General features: G+C 70.5%; 20 protein-coding genes. 6 read left to right on the top strand and 14 right to left on the bottom strand.

Annotated features, from left to right (window positions below; genetic code table 11):
* Positions 1-44 precede the first annotated feature (44 nt).
* The 8 genes from AB0K35_RS01105 to AB0K35_RS01070 form a co-directional block, all read right to left on the bottom strand.
* A complete protein-coding gene (locus AB0K35_RS01105; protein WP_238669549.1) occupies positions 45-1,604 on the bottom strand; it encodes an OFA family MFS transporter in 1,560 nt (519 codons plus the stop codon).
* A gap of 404 nt (positions 1,605-2,008) precedes the next feature.
* A complete protein-coding gene (locus AB0K35_RS01100) occupies positions 2,009-3,589 on the bottom strand; it encodes an MDR family MFS transporter (RefSeq protein ID WP_238669465.1) in 1,581 nt (526 codons plus the stop codon).
* A gap of 72 nt (positions 3,590-3,661) precedes the next feature.
* Positions 3,662-4,282 carry a TetR family transcriptional regulator gene (locus AB0K35_RS01095; RefSeq protein WP_363882731.1) on the bottom strand — a complete coding sequence of 207 codons (621 nt, stop codon included), beginning with the start codon at positions 4,280-4,282 and terminating at the stop codon, positions 3,662-3,664.
* Between the two features lie 41 nt (positions 4,283-4,323).
* A complete protein-coding gene (locus AB0K35_RS01090) occupies positions 4,324-5,184 on the bottom strand; it encodes an alpha/beta fold hydrolase (RefSeq protein ID WP_363882728.1) in 861 nt (286 codons plus the stop codon).
* The gene (locus AB0K35_RS01085; protein WP_363882725.1) at positions 5,181-6,053 is read right to left on the bottom strand and encodes an SDR family oxidoreductase; all 873 of its coding nucleotides are present in this window, start codon (positions 6,051-6,053) and stop codon (positions 5,181-5,183) included. The genes AB0K35_RS01090 and AB0K35_RS01085 overlap by 4 nt, the downstream gene beginning before the upstream one ends.
* A complete protein-coding gene (locus tag AB0K35_RS01080) occupies positions 6,043-7,536 on the bottom strand; it encodes an NAD(P)/FAD-dependent oxidoreductase (protein WP_363882723.1) in 1,494 nt (497 codons plus the stop codon). Before AB0K35_RS01080 ends, AB0K35_RS01085 begins: the two co-directional genes overlap by 11 nt.
* Positions 7,537-7,836 (bottom strand): DUF4873 domain-containing protein, encoded by a 300-nt coding sequence (locus tag AB0K35_RS01075; protein ID WP_363882720.1) that lies wholly within the window; start codon positions 7,834-7,836, stop codon positions 7,537-7,539. It lies immediately after the preceding gene.
* Positions 7,833-8,561, bottom strand: coding sequence for a TetR family transcriptional regulator (locus tag AB0K35_RS01070; RefSeq protein WP_238669459.1), 729 nt, complete (start codon positions 8,559-8,561; stop codon positions 7,833-7,835). Before AB0K35_RS01070 ends, AB0K35_RS01075 begins: the two co-directional genes overlap by 4 nt.
* Positions 8,562-8,609: 48 nt before the next feature.
* On the opposite strand from AB0K35_RS01070, the gene AB0K35_RS01065 reads away from it, so the two are divergent.
* Positions 8,610-9,500, top strand: a complete 891-nt coding sequence (locus AB0K35_RS01065; protein ID WP_357359757.1) for a diiron oxygenase — start codon at positions 8,610-8,612, stop codon at positions 9,498-9,500.
* Positions 9,501-9,573: 73 nt separating this feature from the next.
* Here AB0K35_RS01065 and AB0K35_RS01060 read toward each other — a convergent pair whose 3' ends face one another.
* Positions 9,574-10,077 (bottom strand): VOC family protein, encoded by a 504-nt coding sequence (locus AB0K35_RS01060; protein ID WP_238669457.1) that lies wholly within the window; start codon positions 10,075-10,077, stop codon positions 9,574-9,576.
* Between the two features lie 92 nt (positions 10,078-10,169).
* The gene (locus AB0K35_RS01055; RefSeq protein WP_357268554.1) at positions 10,170-10,694 is read right to left on the bottom strand and encodes a winged helix-turn-helix domain-containing protein; all 525 of its coding nucleotides are present in this window, start codon (positions 10,692-10,694) and stop codon (positions 10,170-10,172) included.
* 239 nt (positions 10,695-10,933) lie between these two features.
* On the opposite strand from AB0K35_RS01055, the gene AB0K35_RS01050 reads away from it, so the two are divergent.
* The gene (locus tag AB0K35_RS01050; RefSeq protein WP_363882715.1) at positions 10,934-15,358 is read left to right on the top strand and encodes a S8 family serine peptidase; all 4,425 of its coding nucleotides are present in this window, start codon (positions 10,934-10,936) and stop codon (positions 15,356-15,358) included.
* 69 nt (positions 15,359-15,427) lie between these two features.
* On the opposite strand, the gene AB0K35_RS01045 is transcribed toward AB0K35_RS01050, so the two are convergent.
* Positions 15,428-15,934 carry a winged helix-turn-helix domain-containing protein gene (locus tag AB0K35_RS01045; protein ID WP_363882712.1) on the bottom strand — a complete coding sequence of 169 codons (507 nt, stop codon included), beginning with the start codon at positions 15,932-15,934 and terminating at the stop codon, positions 15,428-15,430.
* A 269-nt stretch (positions 15,935-16,203) separates the two neighbouring features.
* On the opposite strand from AB0K35_RS01045, the gene AB0K35_RS01040 reads away from it, so the two are divergent.
* Genes AB0K35_RS01040 through AB0K35_RS01025 form a run of 4 tightly spaced genes read left to right on the top strand, consistent with a single transcriptional unit; the run spans position 16,204 to position 19,844 of the window.
* Complete coding sequence (locus AB0K35_RS01040) at positions 16,204-17,178, top strand: phosphatase PAP2 family protein (protein ID WP_363882709.1); 975 nt, start codon at positions 16,204-16,206, stop codon at positions 17,176-17,178.
* 16 nt (positions 17,179-17,194) lie between these two features.
* Positions 17,195-17,887: a response regulator transcription factor gene (locus AB0K35_RS01035; RefSeq protein ID WP_238669452.1), complete on the top strand. Its 693-nt coding sequence runs from the start codon at positions 17,195-17,197 to the stop codon at positions 17,885-17,887.
* A complete protein-coding gene (locus AB0K35_RS01030; RefSeq protein WP_363882705.1) occupies positions 17,884-19,344 on the top strand; it encodes a HAMP domain-containing sensor histidine kinase in 1,461 nt (486 codons plus the stop codon). Before AB0K35_RS01035 ends, AB0K35_RS01030 begins: the two co-directional genes overlap by 4 nt.
* Positions 19,341-19,844, top strand: a complete 504-nt coding sequence (locus AB0K35_RS01025) for a hypothetical protein (protein WP_238669450.1) — start codon at positions 19,341-19,343, stop codon at positions 19,842-19,844. Before AB0K35_RS01030 ends, AB0K35_RS01025 begins: the two co-directional genes overlap by 4 nt.
* Before the next feature lie 19 nt (positions 19,845-19,863).
* Here AB0K35_RS01025 and AB0K35_RS01020 read toward each other — a convergent pair whose 3' ends face one another.
* From AB0K35_RS01020 to AB0K35_RS01010, 3 genes are read right to left on the bottom strand one after another with little or no spacing between them, the layout of a single operon-like run.
* Positions 19,864-20,889, bottom strand: a complete 1,026-nt coding sequence (locus AB0K35_RS01020; protein ID WP_363882702.1) for a D-alanine--D-alanine ligase family protein — start codon at positions 20,887-20,889, stop codon at positions 19,864-19,866.
* Positions 20,886-22,031 (bottom strand): alanine racemase, encoded by a 1,146-nt coding sequence (alr, locus tag AB0K35_RS01015; protein WP_363882699.1) that lies wholly within the window; start codon positions 22,029-22,031, stop codon positions 20,886-20,888. Before alr ends, AB0K35_RS01020 begins: the two co-directional genes overlap by 4 nt.
* Positions 22,028-23,197: an acyltransferase gene (locus tag AB0K35_RS01010; protein ID WP_363882696.1), complete on the bottom strand. Its 1,170-nt coding sequence runs from the start codon at positions 23,195-23,197 to the stop codon at positions 22,028-22,030. The genes alr and AB0K35_RS01010 overlap by 4 nt, the downstream gene beginning before the upstream one ends.
* Positions 23,198-23,276 lie beyond the last annotated feature (79 nt).

Here is a 23,276-nt window from a genome sequence, read left to right as displayed (position 1 = left end):
TCCGTTGCGTTGCAGGAGGTCTGGCCGCTATGGGCCACCGCGCGTCAGCCGGTGAACAGCTTCGCGGCGGTGATGGCGGTCTGGACGATGCCGTACCCGAGCAGCACCGCGACCAGCAGCCACGACAACCAGAGCCGCCCGGTCTGGCTACCGACGCGCGGCGGCGCGGGCGGCTGGCTGTCGCGCCCGAGAGCGACAGGCTCGGTGATTGTCGCCTTCGCCACGGGCGAGGTCGGTCCCCGGTTCGGTTCGTGGAACCGCTCGGGCACGGAACGCACCAGCAGGTTCGCGATGAACCCGATGGCGAGGATGCCGACCATTGTGAACAGCGCGGGCCGGTACGCCGCCGCGGTGAGGGTGCCGGGCTTGCCCTGCGTGTCGAGGATCCCGTTGACGATCAGCGGACCGGCGACACCCGCAGCCGACCAGGCGGTCAGGATCCGGCCGTGGATCGCCCCGACCTGGAAGGTGCCGAACAGGTCACGCAGGTAGGCGGGCATGGTGGCGAAACCGCCACCGTAGAAGGAGATGATCGCGGCGGCGATCAGCACGAAGACCGCTGTCGCGGAGTGGCCAGCCACGGCGAGCAGCAGGTACAGCACCATGCCGACGCCGAGGTAGACCATGTAGATGGGCTTGCGGCCGATGAGGTCGGACGTCGTCGACCAGACGAACCGCCCAGCCATGTTGAACAGCGACAGCACTCCCACGAAACCGGCCGCCGCCGACACCGAGACAGTGGTGGCGGTCCCGTTGTCCCGGAAGAAGTCCTGGATCATCGGGCTGGCCTGCTCCAGGATGCCGATGCCCGCTGTGACGTTGCAGAACAGCACGATCCACAGCAACCAGAACGACCGGGTACGCACGGCGTTCGACGCCGACACGCTCGCCGTCGTCACCAGCGGTTTGGCGGCGACGCTGGCGGGGTCGAAGCCGGCGGGCCGCCAGTCCGGTGCCGGAACCCGGACGTTGAACGGGCCGAACATCATGATCACGAAATAGCCGATGCCGAACGTGACGAAGAGCGCCACGAGGGCGTGCCCCGACGCGACGGCGGCCGGGTTGTCGGGGTTGTAGCCGGAGTCGTAGAGGGAGAGCAGTTGGCGCGCGAGCGGGCCGGCGACCAGGGCGCCGCCGCCGAACCCCATGATGGCGAGCCCGGTGGCCAGGCCGGGGCGGTCCGGGAACCACTTGATCAGGGTGGAGACGGGCGAGATGTAGCCGATGCCGAGCCCGATGCCGCCGATGACGCCGTACCCGAGATACAGCAGCCAGAGCTGCTGGGTCGCGATGCCGAGCGCGCCGACCAGGAACCCGACGGCCCAGAAGCACGCCGAGACGAACATCGCCCGGCGCGGTCCGTTCCGCTCCACCCAACGGCCGCCCACCGCCGCTGACGAGCCCAGCATGACGATGGCGATACTGAAGATCGCCCCGATCGCCGTCTGGCTGGTGTCGAAGTGCGCGATGAGGGAGTTCTTGTAGACACTCGTCGCGTAGACCTGGCCGATGCACACGTGCACGGCCAGGGCCGCGGTCGGGATGAGCCAGCGGCTGTATCCCGGGGGAGCGACAGTGTGCCGAGGATCGAAGACCGACAGCATGGGCATCGTCCACACCTCCTGCGGCCGAACAGGCCGCGACGTTGCCGAGCTGTCGACCCGGCAGTTGGCCGAGCGGCGCCGCCGCAGTGGCGGCCCGGCGCACGTCTGGCGTCAGCCGTTGACCGGCTCAATCTCACGTTACGTGGCAAGACGTTCACGTCATGTGGTTACCGGGAAACGCGCAACCCGAGACGTCGGCTCGTCACCGGCGGCGGCCGGTGGGTCAGCTCGCACGCTTTGCTCTGCTTCAACCGACGCAACAGTCAGGGCCCGAAACCGCTGCGCGGGCTGAAGCAGAGCAAAGGTGGCGGCAGGGAGAGTGCCCTCGCTGATTCGCCATTTCCGGCCTGGGCGCAGAGCGGGGGCGGGCCAATCGGCCCGCCCCCGCCCTGCTGGCGTACGGCTCAGTGAATCGCGGCTTTTGCCGCCGCCTCCTCCTGGGCGCGTCGTTCGTCCCCGCTGAGGGTGTGCAGCGGCTTCTCCTTGATGAACAGCACGACGATCAGCGCGAGCAGCGCGATCGGCGCGCCGACCAGGAAGAGGTCCGCGGTGGCGATGCCGTACACGTCCTGCACGATGCGCAGCACCGGCTCGGGCAGGGTGGACAGGTCGGGCACCTCGGCGGAGCCACCGCCGGCGGTCGCCGCCGGGCCGAGCCGGTCGGTCGTCAGCGAGGTCACCCGACTTGCCAGGACCGCGCCGAGGGCGCTGACCCCGATCGCGCCGCCCATGCTGCGGAAGAACGTCAGCACGGAGGTGGTGGCACCGAGTTCGTGGGCCGGCACGTCGTTCTGCGCGGCGAGCACGAGGTTCTGCATGAGCATGCCGACGCCGACGCCCAGCACGGCCATGTAGATCGACAGCACGAGGACGCTGGTGTTGGCGTCGATGGTGCCCAGCAGCAGCATCCCGACGGTCATCACCGCGGCGCCGGCCACCAGGTACGCCTTCCACCGGCCGTACTTCGTGATGAGCTGGCCGGCCACCGTCGACGAGACGAGCAGACCGAAGATCATTGGGAGGCTCATCAGGCCCGCGACGGTGGGCGACTTGCCCAGCGAGATCTGGAAGTACTGGGACAGGAAGACGGTGCCGCCGAACATCGCGACACCGACCAGCACGCTGGCGATGGTGGCCAGGGAGACCGTGCGGTTGCGGAAGATGCTCAGCGGGACGATCGGCTCCGCCGCCCGCGACTCGACGAACACGGCCAGCGCCAGCAGGACCAGACCGCCGATGACCATCACTGCCGTCCAGCCGGAGGCCCAGTCGAACTTGTTGCCGGCCAGGGACGACCAGATCAGCAGCGTGGAGACGCCCGAGGTGATGAGCAGGGCCCCCAACCAGTCGATCTTCGCCTTACGACGGACGACCGGCAGGTGCAGGGTGCGCTGAAGCAGGGCGATGGAGATGATGCTGAACGGGACGCCGATCAGGAAGCACCACCGCCAGCCCAGCCACGACGTGTCGACGAGCAGGCCGCCGATCAGCGGGCCGGCGATGGTTCCCACACCGAAGACCGCGCCGAAGATGCCGGCGTAGCGGCCCAGCTCACGCGGCGGGATCATCGCCGCCATGACGATTGTGGCCAGCGCCGTCATGCCGCCGGCGCCGATGCCCTGGACGACCCGGCTGAGCAGCAGAACCTCGACGTTCGGCGTGAAGCCCGCGATGAGTGAACCCACCACGAACAGTCCCAGTGACAACTGGATCAGCAGCTTCTTGCTGTACAGGTCGGCCATCTTGCCCCACAGCGGCACCGTCGCCGTCATGGCGAGCAGTTCGCTGGTGACGATCCACGTGTAGACGGTCTGGCTGCCGTTCAGATCCGCGATGATCCGCGGCAGCGCGTTCGCCACCACTGTGGAGGCGAGGATGGACACGAACATGCCGACCATCAGGCCGGAAAGGGCCTGGAGAACCTCCCGACGCGACATGCGCGTGCCGACCTCGGCGGTGTCGGCGGGCGGGACGGTGGTGGTCATTGACGCTCCCTTGTCGGGTTTCTGGCGGAGTGGCTGGCCCCGGAGCTGATGCGGCGGGGAAGAGACTGCGGGTCAGGAGATGGCCGGTGGGTCCGGCAGGCCGGCGGCGATCGCGGCGAACGCCTCGTCGACGAAGTCGTGCAGCGGCCGGGCGTCGTCACCGGCGGCCCAGCGCAGCATCGCGGTGCGGAAGGCGGCACCGGCGACAGCGACGACCAGCGGCGGATGGCCGTGGTCGAGGCCGACGCCGAGGCGGGTGGCGACGACCGCCACCATGGCCTGCTCGGTGGCGCTGTTGCCGGCCACCAGCCGGGGCAGCAGCGCGGGGTTCTGGGTGATGACAGCCAGTCGCAGCCGCCACAACTCCCTGTCGGCCTGGATCGAGTCGACCGCCTCGTCGAGGGCGACCCGCACTGCCTGCAACGCCGACACCTGCGCGGGGGCGGCCGCCAGACGCGCCACTACCGGGTTGCCGTCGAGCGCCGGATCGTCGGTGAGCGCCTCGTCCTTGCAGGTGAAGTAGTTGAAGAAGGTCCGTGAGGAAACGTCCGCGGCCTCGCTGATCTCCTCCACCGTCACGTGCTCCAGGCCGCGTTCGGCGACCAGCCGCAGCGCGGCGGCCGTCAACGCCGCCCGCGTCTGCGCCTTCTTGCGGTCGCGACGCCCGGGCGCAGCGTGGTCGGTGTCGGTCACGCTGGCGAGGTTAGGAGCGAACTTGCAGAGTCTGCAAGTTTTTAGAGTGTGAAGTGATCTTCCTGACTCGTGACCTGGACGGAGACCGAGGGATCCGGTCGTTCGGTGTGGGGCACGGCGCCGGTGGTCTCCAGGATGAGCGCGGCGACCAGGTCCGGGTCGTCGCTCATCGGCACGTGCCCGCAGCGGGGCAGCGTCACCACCCGCGCCGCCGGCAGGCCCGCGCGGGCCCGCTCGGCCTGGTGGACGCCGAAGATCCGGTCGCGGTCACCCCAGCCGATGGTCACCGGCACCGTCGCGTCGGACAGCCGAAGGCAGTCGAAGCGATAGTCGCGGGCGGCTCGGGCCACGGCGTTGAAGCCGACCCCGCGTCGCAGGGCGAGCGCGTCGCCCAGCGCGCGTTCGACATCCAGCAGTGTCGGGCGGGCCATCAGCGGCGCGAAGCACAACGCCCGCAGGTACGCCGAGCGCAGCGCGACCCGCATGATCGGCGTGGGCAGGTACGAGTTGGCCCGCAGCATCCGGAGGATGGCCAGCGCCCGGCGGCGCTCCGCCGGGGTGAAGAAGCCGGCGGGGGAGAAGGCGGTGGCCGAGGCGACCGCCCCGGTGGCGGCAAGCTCCAGGGCGATCGCCCCGCCGAGGCTGTAGCCGGCGACGTGCGAACGCTCCAGCCCCCACTCGGTCAGCGCCGGCAGGACCCCGGCCACCGTGGCGGCCATGTCGGCGGGCATGCCGGTGCCGGGCACCGGGGAGTTCCCGAAGCCGGGCAGGTCGAGCGCGATCACCTCGTGGTGGGCGGTCAACCGGTCGAACACCGGCTCCCACGCCTGATGGCGGTGACCGATGCCGTGGATGAGCACGAGCGGCTCGCCGCTGCCCGCACGGCGGAAATGAATGCTCATGGCCGCTCTCCCACCGACGTCCTGCCGAAGGAACGCCCGAGCTGGCGTACCTCGTCTTCCATCTGGCCGACCATGGTTTCGCCGCCGAGACGGGTGATCAACGCGTCCGAGAGGCCGCTCAGCACCACCGGCCGCAGCGCCTGCACCAGGGCGAGCGCCCGGGGCACGTACACAGTGCGCTTGCGGCGCTCGATGCCGTGCAGCAGGGCCTCGACGCACTGCTCGACGGGCACGACGGCGGACAGCGGCCACGGCAGCCGGCGCAGCGTGGTGCGGAACGACGCCAGGTCGGCACGGATGTCGCGGACCAGGTCGGTGTCGGTCCAGATCGGATGCGCCGTGCCGACGGTGACGCCGCGTGAGCGGGTCTCCAGGCGCAGCACGTTGGCGAACTGCTCCACACCCGCTTTGGACGCGCAGTAGGCGGCCATGCCGGGCATCGCCGTGAAAGCGGCAGCCGACGAGACGATCAGGACGTGACCACGGGCGGCGGTGACGTGGGGCAGCGCCGCGCTGACAGTGCGGATCGCGCCGCAGAGGTTCACCTCGACGGTACGGACCAGCGCGTCGACCGGTCCCACGGCGACTGTGCCCAGGTTCGCGATGCCCGCGTTGGCCACGACCACGTCGATGCCACCGAAGCGATCCACAGTGGGGGCGACGGCGGCGTCCAGCGCCGCCTGGTCGGTGACATCACACTCGTACCAGTGCGCGTCGAGGTCGGCGCTCAGCTGCTGGAGCAGCTCGCCTTCCAGCCCGACGAGGGCGACCCGGGCTCCACGGGAGACGGCCGCACGGGCCAGTTGCGCCCCGATGCCGCGCGCCGCGCCGGTGATGAACAGGGTCCTGCCCGTCAGGTCATACCGCATCGGCGTGCTCCCGCTCCGATTCGTTGGGGGTGCCGCCGGTCGAGGCGACCTGGTAATCGGCCGGGCGGAACCGGCGCAGCCGCATCCGGAAGCTGGTGGCGAAGCCCGGCCAGATGGTGGTGTTACGGCCGGTGGCGTCGAGGTACCAGCTCGAACAGCCGGTCTGCCAGACGGTGCCGGCCATTTTCTTGTCGACCCGCTCGGTCCACCGTCGTTGCGCCAGCGCGGTGGGCTCGATGGCCTGGATGCCAGTGGCCCGCATGTGACGCAGGGCCGCGAGCACCAGATGCAGCTGCGCCTCGATCATCAGCACCACCGAGGTGTGCCCGAGCCCGGTGTTCGGGCCGAGCAGGAAGAACAGGTTGGGGAAGCCGGCGATGGTAGTGCCCCGGTACGCGTGCATGCTGGGGGTCCACGCGTCGCCCAGGCTGCGCCCGCCCCGACCGTGGATGCGCCGGACGACGGGGGAGTCGGTGACGTGGAACCCGGTCCCGAGGATGATCGTGTCCGCCCGGTGGTGGACGTCGTCGTCGGTGACGAGACCGTCCGGCACGATCCGAGCGATGCCGGCGGTGACCACGTCGACGTTCGGTCGGGTGAGCGACGGCCAGTAGTCGTTGGAGATCAGGACCCGCTTGCAGCCCATCGCGTAGCGGGGGGTGAGCTTGTCGCGCAGGTTCGGGTCGGGAACCTGACGCCGCAGCGTACGCACTGACAGGCGCGAGGCAAGGCGGTTGACCGCCGGGTGCAGGAAGCCCAGGCCCATGCTTTCGCGTACCAGATAGAGCCCTGCCCGGGCGGCCCGCTGCGCACCGGGCACGGTGCGGAACGCGGCCTGCTCGACCCCGCTGATCCGGCGCGACAACCTCGGCATGATCCAGGCGGGACTGCGCTGGAAGAGCGTCAGCCTCGCGACAGTCGGCTGGATCTGTGGCACGAACTGGACCGCCGAGGCGCCGGTGCCGATCACCGCGACCCGCCGGCCGGTCAGGTCGTGGTCGTGCCGCCACCGGGCGGAGTGGAACATCGTCCCGGCGAACTCGTCGATCCCGGGCAGGTCGGGGATGGCCGGGTCGCTGAGCGGGCCGGCGGCACAGATCAGTACCCGGGCGCTGTGGTCGCCGCCCGAGGTGCGCAACAGCCAGCGTTGGCGCTGGTCGTCCCACCTCGCCTCGTGCACCTCGTGGCGCAGACGCAACTTCGGGCGGATGCCGAAGCGGTCGACGCAGCCCCGCAGGTAGTCCCAGATCTCCGGCTGACTGGAGAAGGTGTTCGACCAGCGGGGGTTGGGGGCGAAGGAGAACGAGTAGAGGTGCGACGGGACATCACAGGCGCAGCCCGGGTAGCTGTTGTCCCGCCAGGTGCCGCCGACGTCCGCACCCCTGTCGAAGACGAGAAAGTCGGTGAAGCCGGCCCGCTGTAGGCGGATGGCGGCGCCCAGGCCACCGAATCCGGCGCCGATGATGGCGACGTCTGTTTCCATTCACTCCTCCGTGGGCTCGGGCGCGGCAGGCGGGTCGGCCTCTGGCGGCCAGGGCGGATCGCCCACGCCGGTGATGCGTACGCCGCCCCACGGATCGACCTCGGCCAGTCGGGCCGCCCGAACGCGGTCGGTGATGCGCACCTCGACGTCGCGCCGGCCGGAGCGCAGCAGGTGGGCCACCCGCGGCTCGGGCTCGATCCGTCCGCCCCAGTGGAAGCGGCCGTCGACGGGCTCCCACCGCCCGCTGAGGTGCACCCGGACCGGGGTGCCCTCGACACCCGCCGGGCCGTGGTAGCTCACGGCACGATCCGCTCGTGGGCGCGGGTGAGCTCGTGCGGCAGGTCGGCGCTGGCCCGCACCCCCTCGATGCCGCTCCACAGCAGGGTGGTCAGGTAGTCGGTGAGGGCCGCCCGGCTGATCGGCTGGCCGTGTGTGGTCCACCAGTCGCCGACCGCCTGCACGAAACCCACCAGGCCGTACGCCCAGGGCTCGGCGGGACCGGCGTCCAGGCCCAGCGTGCGTAGCCGGTCGCCGATCACCCGGGCGAGCCCGGCGGCCACCTGCCGGCTGGTGCCCGCGATCACCTGGTGGATGCCGGGGTCGCCGGACTGGTGCATCAGGAACCGGTAGAGCCTCGGTTCCGACTCGATCACGCCCAGGTAGGCGTCGATCGTCGCTTCGACCAGGCCACGTTCCTCGCGGACCTGTTCGATGGCGGGCGCGATGGTGTCGACCATCCGGGCCGCCACCACCTCGCTGACCGCTACCCAGAGCTGCGACTTGTCGGCGAAGTAGCGGTACAGAACCGGTTTGCTGACGCCAGCGGCGGCGGCCACCTGTTCCATGTCGACCTCCGGCCCGTGCCGCAGCAGCGCCTGCATGGCGGCCCCGACCAGCTCCTGCCGTCGTTGCTCGCGATGGTCTGCCCAGCGGTCTCGGCGGCCGTTGCCCTTCGCCTTCGGGCTGCCGTCGGGAGGGATGGCCGACGGGTCGGACGCATTGACATCGGTGAACGGCGATTGCATGCTACTACTCGTAACAGTTACCGATCGTCACGTCAATATGGAGGAACCATGGAGGCGGCGGAAACCGAGCGTGCGGCGGTCGCCGAGCGACTGCTCACGTCCTCACTGCGGACCAGCTACGACCCCACCGTCGAGATCGACTGGGACGCCCCGCACACCCCCGGCGCCTACTGGCTCCCGCCGCAGCGCAGCAGCCTCTACGGCACCCCGTTGTGGGAGCAGCTCAGCGAGGAGCAGCGCGTCGAGCTCACCAAGCACGAGGTGGCCAGCGCGGCCAGCGCCGGGCTGTGGTTCGAGACGATCCTCATGCAGATGCTGATCCGGGAGTACTACCGCGCCGACCCGACCAGCCGGCAGGCCCAGTACGCGTTGACCGAGGTCGCCGACGAGTGCCGGCACTCCATCATGTTCGGCCGGCTGATCGAGGCGATGGGTTGTCCCGTCTACCGCGCCAGCGCCACCGACCACCACCTCGGGCGCTTTCTCAAGGCCACCGCCAGCGGCCCCAGGATGTTCGCCGCGATCCTCATCGCGGAGGAGATCCTCGACGCGTTCCAACGCGAGATCATGGCGGACGAGTCTCTCCAGCCGCTCATCCGGATGGTCTCCCGCATCCACGTCGTGGAGGAGGCGCGGCATGTCCGGTTCGCCCGCGAGGAACTGGCCGCCGCGGTCGCGGCCACCGGCCCGCTGGGCATGGCGTACGCCCGACTGTTGGTCGGTCGTGCCGCCTACACGATCGCCAACCGCCTGGTCCATCCCGACGCGTATGCGGCGGTGGGCATCCCGCCGGCTGTCGGTCGTGCCGCTGCCCGCGCCAACCCGCGCTGGCGTGCCACCCTGCGCTGGTCGGCGGCGCGGGTGCACGCCAACCTGGCGGACGTCGGCCTGGTGGCGGGGCCGGGGCGTCGGCTCTGGGCCCGGGCCGGGCTGATCTGATCGTCGCCCCGCGCGCCGAGCGGCATGGGGCGGCCCGTCTCCGGCCGGACCCCACGCCGCCCGTCTGGGCTCACTAGCTGCGAGCGAAGCCACCCTTCGGCGCGATGATCTCCAGGTTCGTCCCGTCCGGGTCGTTGAAGTACGCGACAGCGGTGCCGACCGCCGCCGGCGGCTCCACCTCGCCGGACGCGAACGTGTACGGCTGGCCGAGGAACTCGAACCCGGCCTCGCTCATCCGGTCGTAGACCGCGCGTACGTCGTCCACGTGGAAGCACAGGTGCATCGAGCCGGGCCGGTTGGCCGCCACCTGGGCGGCGTCGCCGATCGGCTCCTGGAACTGGATCAGGTCGATGCCGAGGTTGTCGAGGTTGAACGTGGCGTACCGCAGCTTCGTCGTCGGCAACCCCTGTGACTGCGCGAACCCCGCGCCGTGCATGCTTTCGTCCCGAACGACCGGTTCCGCGCCGAGCAGGGCCTGGTAGAACGCGACCGAGCGGTCGAGGTCACTCACCGCGATCCCGACGTGCGCGGCCTTCTTCAGCCCGATGGACACGGTCGAGGGATTGGGGAATGCCATCCTGACTCTCCTTACCAGCGCTCTTCGTCGCCTGTGTTGTTGCTGATCTTCCTGGCGTACCCAGGGCGAGATCAGTTCATGCGACGTGGCTGTCAGGCCCGCTCGACCCGCGCCTGCTGGTGATCTGTCAGCCGCAGCCCCACCCCGCGCACGACATCGATGGTGGCCCCGGTGCCCAGGTCGTGCAGCTTGCGGCGCAGCCGCTTGACCAGCGACTGCACGTCCGCCTTGCGTTCGCGCCCCTCGTCACCCCAGACCGAGCGGTGCAGCTCGGCGTAGCTCCAGACCCGGGCCGGCTCGGTGATCAGGCAGGTCAGCAGGTCGTGTTCCAGGCGGGTGAGGTCGATCTCGCGTTCCCCGCAGCGGGCGCTGGAGCGGGCAGAGTCGATCACCAGGGCGGCGACCGGCGCCGGTTCGGACGGGGCGGCCACCTGCTGAGGAGCGGCGATCAGCCGGCGCAGCTCGTCGAGGTCGGCGACCAGCAGCAGCGGCGCGATGCCGTCGAGAAGCTCAGCGAGCCGGATGCGCTCGGCGGGCGACGGGGTCACCGCGATCAGCAGTGGGAACGGCTCGTCGGCCGGCTCACTCCTGTTCACCGTTGCCTCGTCCTCGGCCACCGCACCACCCGGGATCGATGGGCATCCCTGCCCAACTCTCGTCACGGTCCTGACAATGATTGGCAAGCGTGCCGCCAGCCAGGGCAACTCTTAGCGACAAGTTGCTCACGGCAAGTTCTTGATCGTCCGTTCTTCTCGATCATAGTGTCCACTCGGGCAACCGGCGTGACCCGCGCGGTGCATGGGGAGGTCCACCATGGCCCACTACACCCTGGGTCGTTCTGAGGGAGGCAGCACCGATGTTCAGACGTCCACAATGGCGGCGCGCGGCCAGATCGCTGGTGAGCGCCGGCGCGGCGACGATCCTCGCCGCGACATGCTTGGCCACTGTCAGCTCCGGCGCGCAGGCCGCGCCGGGCGGTGCGATGGGGGCGGGCGCCCCGACCGGGGACAAGATCCGACCGGAGCTCGCCAAGCAGCTCCAGGCCAAGAGTGAAGGGGACTTCTGGATCCGGTTCAAGGACCGGGCGGACCTCAGCAAGGCCAGCGCCATCAAGGACTGGTCGAAGCGTGGCACGGCGGTGGCGGACGCGCTGCGCAAGACCGCCGCCGCGAGCCAGGGCAAGATCCGGGCCGACCTCGACAGCTCGGGCACCAGATACCAGACCTTCTGGGCCACCAACGCCATCAAGGTGAACAGCGGTTCGCTGGCGATGGCCCAGAAGTTCGCCGGGCACTCGGAGGTCGAGGGCCTCTACGCCCCGGTCGCGTACAAGGTGCCGGAGACGACCAAGGGCACCGACGAGAAGACGGTGAACGCCCTGGAGTGGGGCATCGCCAACATCAACGCCGACGACGTCTGGTCCCAGTACGGAGTCAAGGGCGAGGGCATCACCATCGCGAACATCGACACCGGGGTGCAGTTCAACCACCCGGCGCTGGTGAACTCCTACCGGGGCAACAACGGCGACGGGACGTTCGACCACAACTACAACTGGTTCAACGCCGCCAACGCTACCGGGGCCTGCGCCACCGCCCCCTGCGACGGTGATGGCCACGGTACGCACACCATGGGCACCATGGCCGGCTCCGACGGCGCGAACCAGATCGGTGTCGCCCCCGGGGTCAAGTGGATCGCGGCGAACGGTTGCTGCCCCAGTGACGCCGCTCTTGTCGAATCCGGTCAGTGGATGCTCGAACCGCTCGACCTCAACGGTCAGAACGCGGACGCGAGCAAGCGACCGAACATCATCAACAACTCGTGGGGCACCCAGGACCCGTCCAACGAGCCGTTCATGGAGGACGTGACGGACGCCTGGGCCGCGTCCGGAATCTTCGGCACCTGGTCCAACGGCAACAGCGGGCCGGCCTGTCAGACCAGTGGCTCGCCGGGCAGCCTCGTCAGCAACTACTCGACCGGTGCGTACGACGTCAACAACAACGTCGCCGGCTTCTCCTCCCGCGGGGCCGGTCAGAACGGCGAGATCAAGCCCAACATCTCCGCGCCGGGCGTGAACGTCCGGTCGAGCATCCCCGGCAGCGCCTACGGCAGCATCAGCGGCACCTCGATGGCCGCACCGCACCTCGCGGGCGCGATAGCGCTGCTGTACTCGGCGGCGCCGTCGCTGGTCGGCGACGTCAACGCCACCCGCGCGCTGCTCAACGGCACCGCGATCGACAAGGCCGACGACCAGTGCGGTGGCACCGCCGCCGACAACAACGTCTACGGCGAAGGTCGACTGGACGCCCTCGCGTTGCTCAACGCCGCCCCGACCGGCGACATCGGCACGCTGGCCGGCACGGTCACCGACGCGACCTCCGGCGCCCCTGTCGCCGGCGCGACACTGACGCTCACCGGCGCGTCCGAGCGTGAGCTGACCACCGGTGCCGACGGCAAGTTCTCCACCCAGCTCCCCATCGGCGACTACCAGGTCGCCGTCGCGGCGTTCGGGTACGCCAGCACCACCAGAACGGCAACGGTCGCGAAGGCCGCGACCACGACGCTCAACGTCGCCCTCACGGCGGTGCCGAGTGTCAACGTCACCGGAGCGGTCACCGACGGCTCCGGCCACGGCTGGCCGTTGTACGCGAAGGTGACAGTGACTGGCGTGTTCGGTGTCTACGACTACACCACCCCGTCGAACGGCCGCTACAGCATCAAGCTGCCGGCCGGGCAGACGTACACCCTGAAGTACGAGCCGCAGTACCCGGGCTACCAGACAGTCACCAAGCAGGTGGTGGTCGGCTCGGGCAACGCCACCGCCAACGTCGCCGTGCCGGTGGACAGCAGCGTCTGCACCACCGCGCCCGGATACACGACCGGCTCCGACGGTGAGTACGAGACCTTCGACGCCACGACCACGCCGGCCGGCTGGACCGTCGTGGACAACGCGGGCAGCGGTCAGGTCTGGAAGTTCACCGACGACGGAGACCGGGGCAACCTGACCGGTGGCACCGGCAACTTCGCGATGGTCGACAGCGACGCCTACGGAGCGGGCACCAGCCAGGACACCGCCCTGGTCAGCCCGGTGGTCGACCTGACCAGCGTCACGGCCCCGGTCATCCGGTTCAACCAGGACTTCAACCAGCTCAACGACGACACGGCCGACGTGGACCTGAGCATCGACGGCGGTGCCACCTGGACCAACGTGCTCCGGCAGGAGACCGACGTCCGGGGACCGAAGCTGACCGAGATTCCGATTCCGCAGGCCGCCGGCCAGGCGCAGGTGCAGGTCCGCTTCCGCTACTACGACGCCTCGTACGAGTGGTGGTGGGAGGTCGACAACGTCCTGATCGGCAGCCAGGTCACCTGCGTGCCGGTCGACGGTGGTCTGGTCGTCGGCAACGTCCGCGACAAGAACGACGGCAGTTACGTCAACGGCGCGACCGTCACCAGCAAGGACCGGCCCGCCGAGAAGGCCGTCACGGTGGCGACCCCGGACGACCCGGGGCTGGCCGACGGCTTCTACTGGATCTACTCGTCGCTCACCGGCGAGCACCCGTTCACGGCGACCGCCGGCAACTACGTCAGCCAGACCAAGTCTGTCGACGTCGAGGCCGACTGGGCGACCACCGCGAACTTCCAGCTCGCGGCCGGTCGACTGGCGGTGACGCCGACGCAGCTGAGCGCGACGCTCCAGATGCCCAACGGCAAGACCAGCAAGTCGTTCACGGTGACCAACACCGGCGGCGCGCCGGTGGAGGTCAAGTTCGGTGAGCGGGACAACGGGTTCGAGCTCCTGCGGGCGGACGGTTCCACTGTCACCCGGCAGCAGGTGCTCGGGTCCGCTGGAGCGCCGGAGCAGCGGCTCACCGTCCCGACGTCGTTCGCCGCCAAGGCGTCCGGCAAGGAGGCCAAGGCGGCTGCCGCGGCGACCGGCCCGCAGGCGGCGCCGTGGACCGACATCGCCAACTACCCGGCCACGATCATGGACAACCGGGTGGTGAACCTGGACGGCAAGGTGTATTCGCTCGGTGGCGGCGACGGTGAGGCCTCCACCACCAAGAACTACGCCTACGACCCGGCCGCGCAGACCTGGACGGCGATCGCCGACCTTCCCGGCGCGCGTAACGCAGTGACCGCCGGCGTGGTGAACGGCAAGATCATTGTCACGGGCGGCTGGGGCGACGCGGGCCCGGACTCCGCCACCTGGTCGTACGACCCGGGGGCCAACACCTGGACCGAGCTGGCCGACAACCCGGCACCGCGGGCCGCGGCCGGTCAGGCAGTCGTCGACGGCAAGCTGTACGCGGTCGGTGGCTGCACGACGGCGGCCTGTCTGCCGATGTCGAACAGCGTCGTCCGCTACGACCCGACCGGTGACAAGTGGGAGACGCTGGCCAACTACCCGAAGTCGGTGGCCTTCGCCTCCTGCGGCGGGATCGACGGCGTCCTCTACTGCACCGGCGGCAATGACGGGTCCGCCGCGCAGAAGTCCAGCTACGCCTTCGACCCGGGTGCCAACACCTGGACCGCCATCGCCGACGCGCCGACCGACAACTGGGCCAGCTCGTACGCGGTCGCCAGCGGCAAGCTCCTCGTCGTCGGTGGCTCGCAGGGTGGGGCCATCAGCAACGCCGGCTTCGCCTTCGACCCGGCCGCCGGGTCGTGGTCCAACCTGCCCAACTCGAACACCGCGCGGTACCGCGGCGGCGCGGCGTGCGGCTTCTACAAGATCGGCGGCTCGTCCGGCAACTTCAACGCGGCCCCGGACAGCGAGGTGCTCCCAGGCTTCGAGGGTTGCTCCGAGTCGGCGGCCGACGTCAGCTGGATGACCATCGACAAGTCGGCGGTCACCCTCGCACCGGGCGCGAAGGTCACTGTCACCGTCGGGCTGACGGCGAACGTGGACCAGCCGGGCACCTACTCCGGCGCCGTCGCGATCTCCGAGAACACCCCGTACTCGGTGGCGCCGGTCGCGGTGACCATGACCGCGAACCCCCCGAAGACCTGGGGCAAGCTCATGGGTACGGTCACCGGCACCAGCTGCCAGGGTGCGACAGCGCCGCTCACCGGTGCTGTCGTACAGGTCGACTCGTGGGCGGCCTCGTACACCTTCGCCACCGACGCCGAGGGCAGGTACGCCTACTGGGTGGACCGCCGCAACAACCCGCTCACCATGATCGTGGCCAAGGACGGCTGGAAGCCGCAGACCCGTCAGACCAGGATCGACACCGCCACTCCGACCGTGGAGAACTTCGGTTTGGCACCCATCAGGTGCTGACGCACTAGCCGATGAGGTCCGGCCCGCCTGGTCCCCGACCAGGCGGGCCGGACCGCGCCCGGGGGTGATTCAGACGGGAGCGAGCCGGAAGCCGACGCCGCGTACCGAGTGGATCGTCGCCGCGGCGTTGAGACTGGCGAGCTTGCCGCGCACCCGGCGGATCACCGAGTGCATGTCGGAGCCCCGGCCGAGGTGCCGGTTGCCCCAGACCTCGAGGTGCAGGCGCTCGTAGGTCCAGACCTGACCGGGCGCGTGCACCAGGCAGAGCAGGACGTCGTGCTCCAGTCGGGTCAGGTCGATCTCCTGGTCGCGCCAGCGCAGCACCCGGCGGTCGGAGTCGACGGCCAGATCCGGTGGCGGTGGCTGTGGGCTCGGCGCCACCTCGGCGAGCGCCACCCGGGTCGGGGGAGCCGGGGCGGCAGGCGCCTCGACCACCCCGAGGAACTCTCGTGCCTGGTCGACTGTCGAGACGATCAGGAAGGCGTCACTGCCGCCGAGCAGCCGGGCCAGATGTCGCCGCTCGGCCGGCGAGGATGCGATGCCGATGACCAGGCTGGCCACTGGGATTTCCTGCATGTGCCAACACCTTCCGGTTCCCCAACTCACTCCGGATGGATTTTTCGTACCGCCGACCGAAACATCGATCGGCGTCCTGACCCTAGTGGTGGCTGATCTCGGCTGGGTAAAACATAGTTGCATGGAAGCATGTGAATCCCATCGCGCCGTCCAGGTCCACCCGGTCCCACCGCCGACGATCCGCTTTCCGGAGGCGGTGGGGGTGGTTGTGACAGAACCAAGACAATCCGAGGACGGGGTACGGACCTGGCGAAGCGAGCATGGTCGCCATGTCCATCGGATCGTTGTACCTCGTAGGGCGGTCGACGCCCGGTCCGGCGCGACCGCTGCCCCACGCCCGCGCGGCGGTTCCACTGGGCCTGCGGCTGCTCGCGGCGGCGCTGTGCGCTCTGGTTGCCCTGACCGTCACCGCCGCCGTCTTCGTGCGGACGTACCCCGGGCAGTGGCTGGACGGGGTGCTCCTGCCGCGCGCCGAGCGAGGCGGAGGGTACGAGCAGCAGACCGTGCTGGTGGGCCCGGCCAAGACGGTGCTGGCCACCTTCGGCAGCCCGAGCCTCATCGCGGCTCTGCTCGGTGTGGTGCTGCTGGTGGGTGTGCTGCGCCGGCGGCTGGTGGCGGGGGCCGTGGGTGTGGGCATGGTCGTCTGTGCGGTGCTGCTGGCCGGCGCCGTGAAATCGGAGCTGCCCCGCCCGGATCTGCAGGTTCTGAGCTCCACCACCCACAACAGCTTCCCCAGCGGTCACGTCGCTGCGGCGACCGCACTGCTGCTGGCGTTCATGCTGGTCCTGCCCGGGTGGGCCCGGCGCTGGCTGGCGGCGCCGGGCGCTGTGGGGGTGTCGGTGATCGCCTCCGCCACGATGATCGCGGGCTGGCACCGGTTCAGCGACGTGCTCGGTGGCGTACTGCTGGGGGTGACGGTGTTCTGCCTGGGCGCGGCCGCGTTGGCGGCCTGGTCCGGCGACGGCGACACGACCGGCGGTTCGGACGGTGGCAGCCTCTGGCGCAGGCTGGCCGAGGCGGGAGTCGGGCTGGTCGTGCTGGTCTGGGCGCTGCTGGTGGTCGTGCCCGGTCTGGCCGCGTCGGTGCAGCGGGGTTTGTTGATCGCCATCGTGGCCGCCGCCGCGTCGACGATGTTCCTGGTGGGCGCTGTCGTGTTCCTGGTGCGTTCGACGGAGTTCGCGGTTCGGGTTCCCGCGCGGAGCCCCGCGCCGCCGCCATCGACGGGAACCCGAAACATCTCATGATGGGATACTTGACGACATGTCCCAGGTGCTGTTGATCGAAGACCACCAGACGGTGCGCGACGGACTGCAGTTGGCGCTCACCCGACAGGGCCACACAGTGCATGCCGTGGGCACCGGTGAGCAGGGGTTGGAACGGCTGCGCACGACCCCGTCCGATGTCGTGGTCCTCGATCTCATGCTGCCCGGGATGGACGGGTTCGAGGTCTGCCGTCGGATCCGGCAGCTCGGCGACCTGCCGATCATCATGCTCACCGCCCGCAACGACGACATGGACGTGGTGGCCGGCCTGGAGGCCGGCGCCGACGACTACGTGGTCAAGCCCGTGCAGGCCCGGGTGCTGGAGGCGCGCATCCGCGCGGTGCTGCGGCGGACCGGTGGCGACTCGCGGCGCGGCGGCGACCGGACCGGCCTGGAACAGCACGGTGCGTTGACCATCGACCGGGCCGCGCTGGTGGTCAGCAAGGACGGAACGCCGGTCAGCCTCGCCCCGACGGAGCTGCGGCTGCTGCTCGAACTCTCGCACACGCCGGGCCAGGTGCTCAGCCGCCAGCAGCTGCTGGAGGCCGTGTGGGAGCACGGGTATCTGGGCGACTCGCGACTCGTGGACGCCTGCGTCCAGCGGGTACGCGCCAAGATCGAGGCCGATTCGTCGGCACCGCTCTACATCCAGACAGTGCGTGGTTTCGGATACCGGTTCGGGCCGCTGTGACACTGTGGCGCCGGGTCGGCGCGTGGGTCTCGGGTCTGCGGGTCCGACTCGTCCTGGCGTTCGCGCTGCTGGGCGTGACCACGACGGTGGCGGTGGCCAGTGGCAGCTACTTCCAGGCTCGGACCGTCATCCTCCAACAGGCGCAGGACGCCGCTGTGACGTCGCTGACCGACCAGCTCACCAAGGTCTACCCGATCGTCCAGCTTCCGCCGACCCAGGACGACCTCGAACTGTTGGCCCAGCGCCTCAGCGACCGGGAAAGCTTCGCGGTGGTCGTCTACCGGGACATGCGGACACAGAGCGGCTCCAAACTCGCCGACCCGCTCACCCCCGAGCTGCGGCAGGAGGTCCGTGACGGTCGCATCGGCTGGCAACGTGTCTCGCTCGCCGGAGAACCCGCGCTGCTCATCGGTACCCAGTTGGCGCTGGACAGCCCGGACGGCATGTCCCGCCCGTCCGGGGTGGAGATCTACTCGGTGCGCAGTCTCGTGCCCGAGCAGCAGAGCATCGACCAACTCGCCAGCAGGGCATGGCTGACCGGCGGGTTGTCCCTGCTCCTCGCCGTCCTGCTGGCCCTGCTGTCCGCCCGCGGAGTCCTGCGGCCCGTCCGCGACCTCAGCCAGGCGGCGCGCCGCCTCGGTGAGGGCGACCTGAGCACCCGGTTGACGATCCGGGGCGCCGACGAGCTGGCGGATGTGGCACGGACCTTCAACGACACCGCGGGCACGCTGGAGCGGCAGGTAGGCGAGCTGCGGCGACTGGAATCCGACGCCCGCCGCTTCGTGGCCGACGTCTCGCACGAACTCCGGACTCCGCTGGCCGCGATGACGGCGGTCACCGACGTGCTCGACGAGGAGGCGGAACACCTGCCCGGGGACGCGGGCCGGGCCGCCCGGCTGGTCAGCCAGGAGACGCAGAACCTCACCCAACTGGTCAACGACCTCATCGAGATCAGCAGGTTCGACTCCGGCACCGCGCGGCTCGCCCTGGACGACGTCGACGTGGCCGCGGCGGTGACCGCGACCCTGCGCATCCGCGGCTGGCTGGACCGGGTACGAACGGAGTTGGCACCCGGCATCGTGGCTCGACTCGACCCCCGCCGACTGGACGTCATCGTCGCCAACCTGGTCGGCAACGCCTTCCGGCACGGTGCCGAGCCGGTGTCGGTACGGCTCAGCGCCGACCAGGACTGGGTCACCATCGAGGTGGCCGACCGGGGACCCGGACTGGACCCGGAGGTGTTGCCACACGTCTTCGACCGCCTCTACAAGGCCGACACCGCGCGAACCCGCTCCGAGGGCAGTGGCCTCGGTCTCGCCATCTCCTGGGAGAACGCACGCCTGCACCGTGACGGCGATCGACGGGGGAGTCTCGTAGCGGGCAACGGCCACCACGGCGGCGCGGTGTTCACCCTCCGCCTGCCCCGCGAAACGGCGGACACCGGAGGTGCCCGGTGACCGGCCGACGGACGGGCCGCGCGCTGCTCGCCAGCGGCCTGCTGCTGACGCTGGTCGCGGCGGGCTGTGGGGTACGACCCAGCGGGGTCATCACCGGTCGCCCCCCGATCAGCGGCCCCGCCCAGGGCACGTGGCTCTACCTGCTCGCGCAGGGCGAACTGGTGCTGGTCCTCCGCCCGGTCAACGCGGACCCGTCGCCCACCGCCGCGCTCTCGCTGCTCGCGGCCGGTCCGCAGGAGAACGAACGCGCCCAGGGTTTCACCAGCGACGTTCCGGCTGGCCTCGACCCGGTCACCGTGACGGCCGGAGCCGGTCGGTCCGGTGACCTCACGGTGCGGGCGAACATCGCGGCGCAGGCGTTGTCAGCGCGCGCGGTCGACCAGATCATCTGCACGAGCGTCGCCGCCGCGGCGCAGGTCAGCGCGGCGAACACCGCCACCACCGTCACCATCGTCGGGTCGGACGGCGCCCGAGGGCCCCGGGCGTGCCCGATCAGGTGACCGGGCACCGAGCGCCGACTCACACCAGGTGGTCGACAGCGCGTTCCGGCCGGGGCAACCCGCTGTGGTGGCAGTGGTCCTGATCGGCCAGCGCGCCGGCGATCAGGATGTCGATCAAGGCGGCGAAGCCGATGCCGGCCTGCTGCCAGATCTGCGGGAACTGGGACGCGGCGGTGAAGCCGGGGAACGTGTTGACCTCGTTCACTATGGGCTCGGTCGAGCCCTCGGTGGGCAGGAAGAAGTCGACCCGCAGCAGCCCACGGCAGTCGAGGGCCTGGAAGGCGCGGATCGCACGGTCCTGAAGCACCTCGGTGGTCGCCGCGTCGAGCGGGGCGGGAATCTGGAAGATCGCCCCGCCGTCGTACTTCGCGTCGTAGTCGAAGAAGCCAGCACCGGTCACCCGGATCTCCAGCGGCGGGCCGGCCTGCACCCGGCCGTCCGGGTGCTGGAGCACAGCCACGTCGATCTCGCGCCCCCGCGCTCCCTGCTCGACGAGCACCTTCGGGTCGACCTGGCGGGCCTGCTCCAGCGCGGCGGGAACTCCCGCCCAGTCGTCCACCCTGACGACGCCCAGGCTCGACCCGGCCCGGGCCGGCTTGACAAAGACCGGCAGCTCCAGCCGACGCTGGTCCTCGGGGGACAACTCCTCGCCGGGACGCAGTGTCACCCCCGGGCTGACCCGCAGGCCCTCCGCCGCGAGGAGCCGCTTGGTGACCCCCTTGTCCATGCCGGCGGCGCTGGCGAAGACGCCGTTGCCGACGTACGGCACACCGAGCCACTCCAGCAGCGACGACACCGTGCCGTCCTCGCCGTACGGGCCGTGCAGGGCCGGGAACACCACGTCCTGGGCACGCAGGACGCGCAACGCCGCGGGCAGGGGCGTCGGTCGGCCGCCGACGTGCCACAGGCCGTCGCGGTCGATGAGCACCTCGGTGACCTGGTACCGCTCACGGTCCAGGTGGGCGAGGATGCTCGCCGCCGAGCGGCAGGACACCTCGTGCTCGCCGCTCTGCCCGCCGTACAGCACTGCCAGTCGGGTTGTCATGAGTTCCGTGCCCTTCCGTGGAGGTGCTCGCGGGCCACCCGGGCCCCGATACCGGTCAAGATCTCGTGTGGGTTGGTGTCGGCCCAGCGGGCCCACTCGACGACAGTGGGAGGGTGCTGGTCGTCGCCCTCGGCCGGGCCGAACACCACCACCGGGTCGCCGATCGTCACGGGAAGATCCCCGGCGTCGACAACGCACTGGTCCATCGCGATGCGCCCGACGATCGGGCACCGCCGGCCGCCGAGCCACACCGAGGCGCGGCCACCCGCGGCCCGGGGGAGCCCGTCGGCGTAGCCGAGCGGCAGCAGCGCGAGCGTGGTCGGTGCGCCGGTCACGTGCTCGGGCCCGTAGGAGACGCCAGTGCCGGCCGGCACCCGCTTGACGTTGACCACGCTCGTCCGCACTGTCATCGCGGGGCGCAGCCCGAACTCGCCCGGACCGTTCACGCCGAACGGGTCCACGCCGTAGAGGGCGATCCCGATCCGGCAGAGGTCGAATCGGGTCCGCGGTGCGGAGAGCGCGGCGGCCGAGTTGGCCAGGTGGACGAGGTCGGGGCTCAGGCCAGCAGATCGTGCGGTCCGCAGCGCCTCCTCGAAGATCGCCACCTGACGGGTGAGCGCGGGGGCGCCCGGCAGGTCGGCGTCGGCGAGGTGGGACCACACCCCGCGCACCCGGATCCCACCCTCTCGTTCGTACTTGCGGGCCCAACCGACCAGTTCCGGCCAGTCGTCCCCGGCGGCCCCGTTGCGGGACAACCCGGTGTCCGCCTTGAGCTGCACCATCGCCGGCACGCCGAGCAGACGGGCCGCGTCGGCGACGGCGTGCAGGTGCGCCGTCGTGGACACGCCGACGTCGACGCCAGTCTTGATCAACATACCGAAGTCGTCATCCGGGCCGTGCAGCCAGCTCAACGTGGGCGCTGTCACACCCGCCTCGCGAAGGGTCAGCGCCTCGGCCGTCGAGGTCACCCCCAGCCAGGAGGCGCCGGCGCGCAGCGCGGCCCGGGCCACCTGCACCGCACCGTGGCCGAACCCGTCGGCCTTGACCACCGCCATCAGTCCGGTGCCGGTGACCGACGCGATTGCCCGCACGTTGCTGGCGATCGCGTCCAGGTCGATCAGGGCTTCGGCGAGGGCGCTCATCCGGCCGCCTCCACGCGGCGCGCGCCGGGCAGCGCGAACAACCAGCCCGCGCGAACCGCCAGCAGCCCGCGGTGAACGGCCAGGCTCAGACCGATCACCAGCCCGCTCAGCAGAATCGGATAACCGAGCACTATCAGGCCCTGAGCGGACCCATCCAGCCCGGAAAGCGGTACGAGCAACAGCCGGTGCAGCAGGGCCAGGACCGGCATGTGGATGACGTAGATCGGCAGTGTGATGCGGCCGAGCCTAGCCAGCGGTTCGCTGAGCGCCGACCACCGCGACAGCCGGGCAGCGGCGGTTATGCCGAAGATCACTGCCAGCACGGAGACCGCCGGCCATACCCCGAACCACTGCTGGGCGCCGGTCACCGCCATCGCGGCGAGCGCCAGGACGTAACCACCAGAGGTCAGCAACAGCCGGCGGCGGCTGGCGGTGGCGGCCCACCGCTGGATCTGCGGCCGCAGGTACAGGCCGGCGAGGAAGAAGACCAGGTTCTGGTAGAGGCCGGCGCGGTTGCCCGGGGTGTCGAGCAGGCCGGCGGCGGCGACGGCGGACAGCGCGGCGGCGGGGACCAGGACCAGCGCCCGGGGCGCCCGGCGGGTCACCTTGGCGATCGTGAAGTAGAGCGCCAGGGCGTACAGGTACCAGAGGTTGGACGGCGTGACGGTGAGCTGCTCCAGCAGGCCGAGCGCCGAGGTGGCCCGGTCGGTAGGCAGTTGCGGCGCGGCGGCGAGGACCACTGTGTGGATCAGCAGCCAGACGGCGTACAGGTAGAGGAACCCGGCGATCCGGCTGCGGGCGACCACCCGCCACTGCCGCTGGGCGGCGTTCGCCGCGAAGACGCCCGAGATGGTGAAGAACAGCGGCATCCGCAGCGGGAGGAACTGCTCACCCAGCGTTCCCCAGAAGCCCGGCACCGGTACGCCGACGTGCCAGTCGATCTGGAGGTAGTCCTTCACGACGACGTGCCACAGCACGACGAGGATGATGCAGACGCCCTTCGCGGCATCAGCCCACTGCGCCCGGTGTGACCCGGCGGCAGGTGCGGGCGCGGAGGCAGGGGTGGGTCCGGTCCGGTGGCGGTGGCGGTGGCGGAACCGGACGCGCGTCGCGTCGGGCTTCAGCTCGACGGGCCGGGGCTCGGTGGGAGACAGCTGTTGGATCACTCACCGAAAGCTGCCAGCCGGATATCCGCGCGTGATCCACGAATTGTCATGGTCCGGTAATGGACGCCGCCGGAGCTGA

The organism is Micromonospora sp. NPDC053740 (assembly GCF_040677775.1).
Lineage (GTDB): Bacteria > Actinomycetota > Actinomycetes > Mycobacteriales > Micromonosporaceae > Micromonospora > Micromonospora alfalfae.
The sequence above is the reverse complement of the archived record's forward strand: the minus strand, read 5'-3'. Positions and strand labels throughout refer to the sequence as shown.

What these genes read in the sequence shown, in the direction of transcription:
- AB0K35_RS01105 (WP_238669549.1), bottom strand. Translation starts at nt 1,604, where the DNA reads ATGCTGTCGGTCTTCGATCCTCGGCACACTGTCGCTCCCCCGGGATAC.
- AB0K35_RS01100 (WP_238669465.1), bottom strand. Translation starts at nt 3,589, where the DNA reads ATGACCACCACCGTCCCGCCCGCCGACACCGCCGAGGTCGGCACGCGC.
- AB0K35_RS01090 (WP_363882728.1), bottom strand. Translation starts at nt 5,184, where the DNA reads ATGAGCATTCATTTCCGCCGTGCGGGCAGCGGCGAGCCGCTCGTGCTC.
- AB0K35_RS01085 (WP_363882725.1), bottom strand. Translation starts at nt 6,053, where the DNA reads ATGCGGTATGACCTGACGGGCAGGACCCTGTTCATCACCGGCGCGGCG.
- AB0K35_RS01080 (WP_363882723.1), bottom strand. Translation starts at nt 7,536, where the DNA reads ATGGAAACAGACGTCGCCATCATCGGCGCCGGATTCGGTGGCCTGGGC.
- AB0K35_RS01070 (WP_238669459.1), bottom strand. Translation starts at nt 8,561, where the DNA reads ATGCAATCGCCGTTCACCGATGTCAATGCGTCCGACCCGTCGGCCATC.
- AB0K35_RS01065 (WP_357359757.1), top strand. Translation starts at nt 8,610, where the DNA reads ATGGAGGCGGCGGAAACCGAGCGTGCGGCGGTCGCCGAGCGACTGCTC.
- AB0K35_RS01060 (WP_238669457.1), bottom strand. Translation starts at nt 10,077, where the DNA reads ATGGCATTCCCCAATCCCTCGACCGTGTCCATCGGGCTGAAGAAGGCC.
- AB0K35_RS01050 (WP_363882715.1), top strand. Translation starts at nt 10,934, where the DNA reads ATGTTCAGACGTCCACAATGGCGGCGCGCGGCCAGATCGCTGGTGAGC.
- AB0K35_RS01045 (WP_363882712.1), bottom strand. Translation starts at nt 15,934, where the DNA reads ATGCAGGAAATCCCAGTGGCCAGCCTGGTCATCGGCATCGCATCCTCG.
- AB0K35_RS01040 (WP_363882709.1), top strand. Translation starts at nt 16,204, where the DNA reads ATGTCCATCGGATCGTTGTACCTCGTAGGGCGGTCGACGCCCGGTCCG.
- AB0K35_RS01035 (WP_238669452.1), top strand. Translation starts at nt 17,195, where the DNA reads ATGTCCCAGGTGCTGTTGATCGAAGACCACCAGACGGTGCGCGACGGA.
- AB0K35_RS01020 (WP_363882702.1), bottom strand. Translation starts at nt 20,889, where the DNA reads ATGACAACCCGACTGGCAGTGCTGTACGGCGGGCAGAGCGGCGAGCAC.
- alr (WP_363882699.1), bottom strand. Translation starts at nt 22,031, where the DNA reads ATGAGCGCCCTCGCCGAAGCCCTGATCGACCTGGACGCGATCGCCAGC.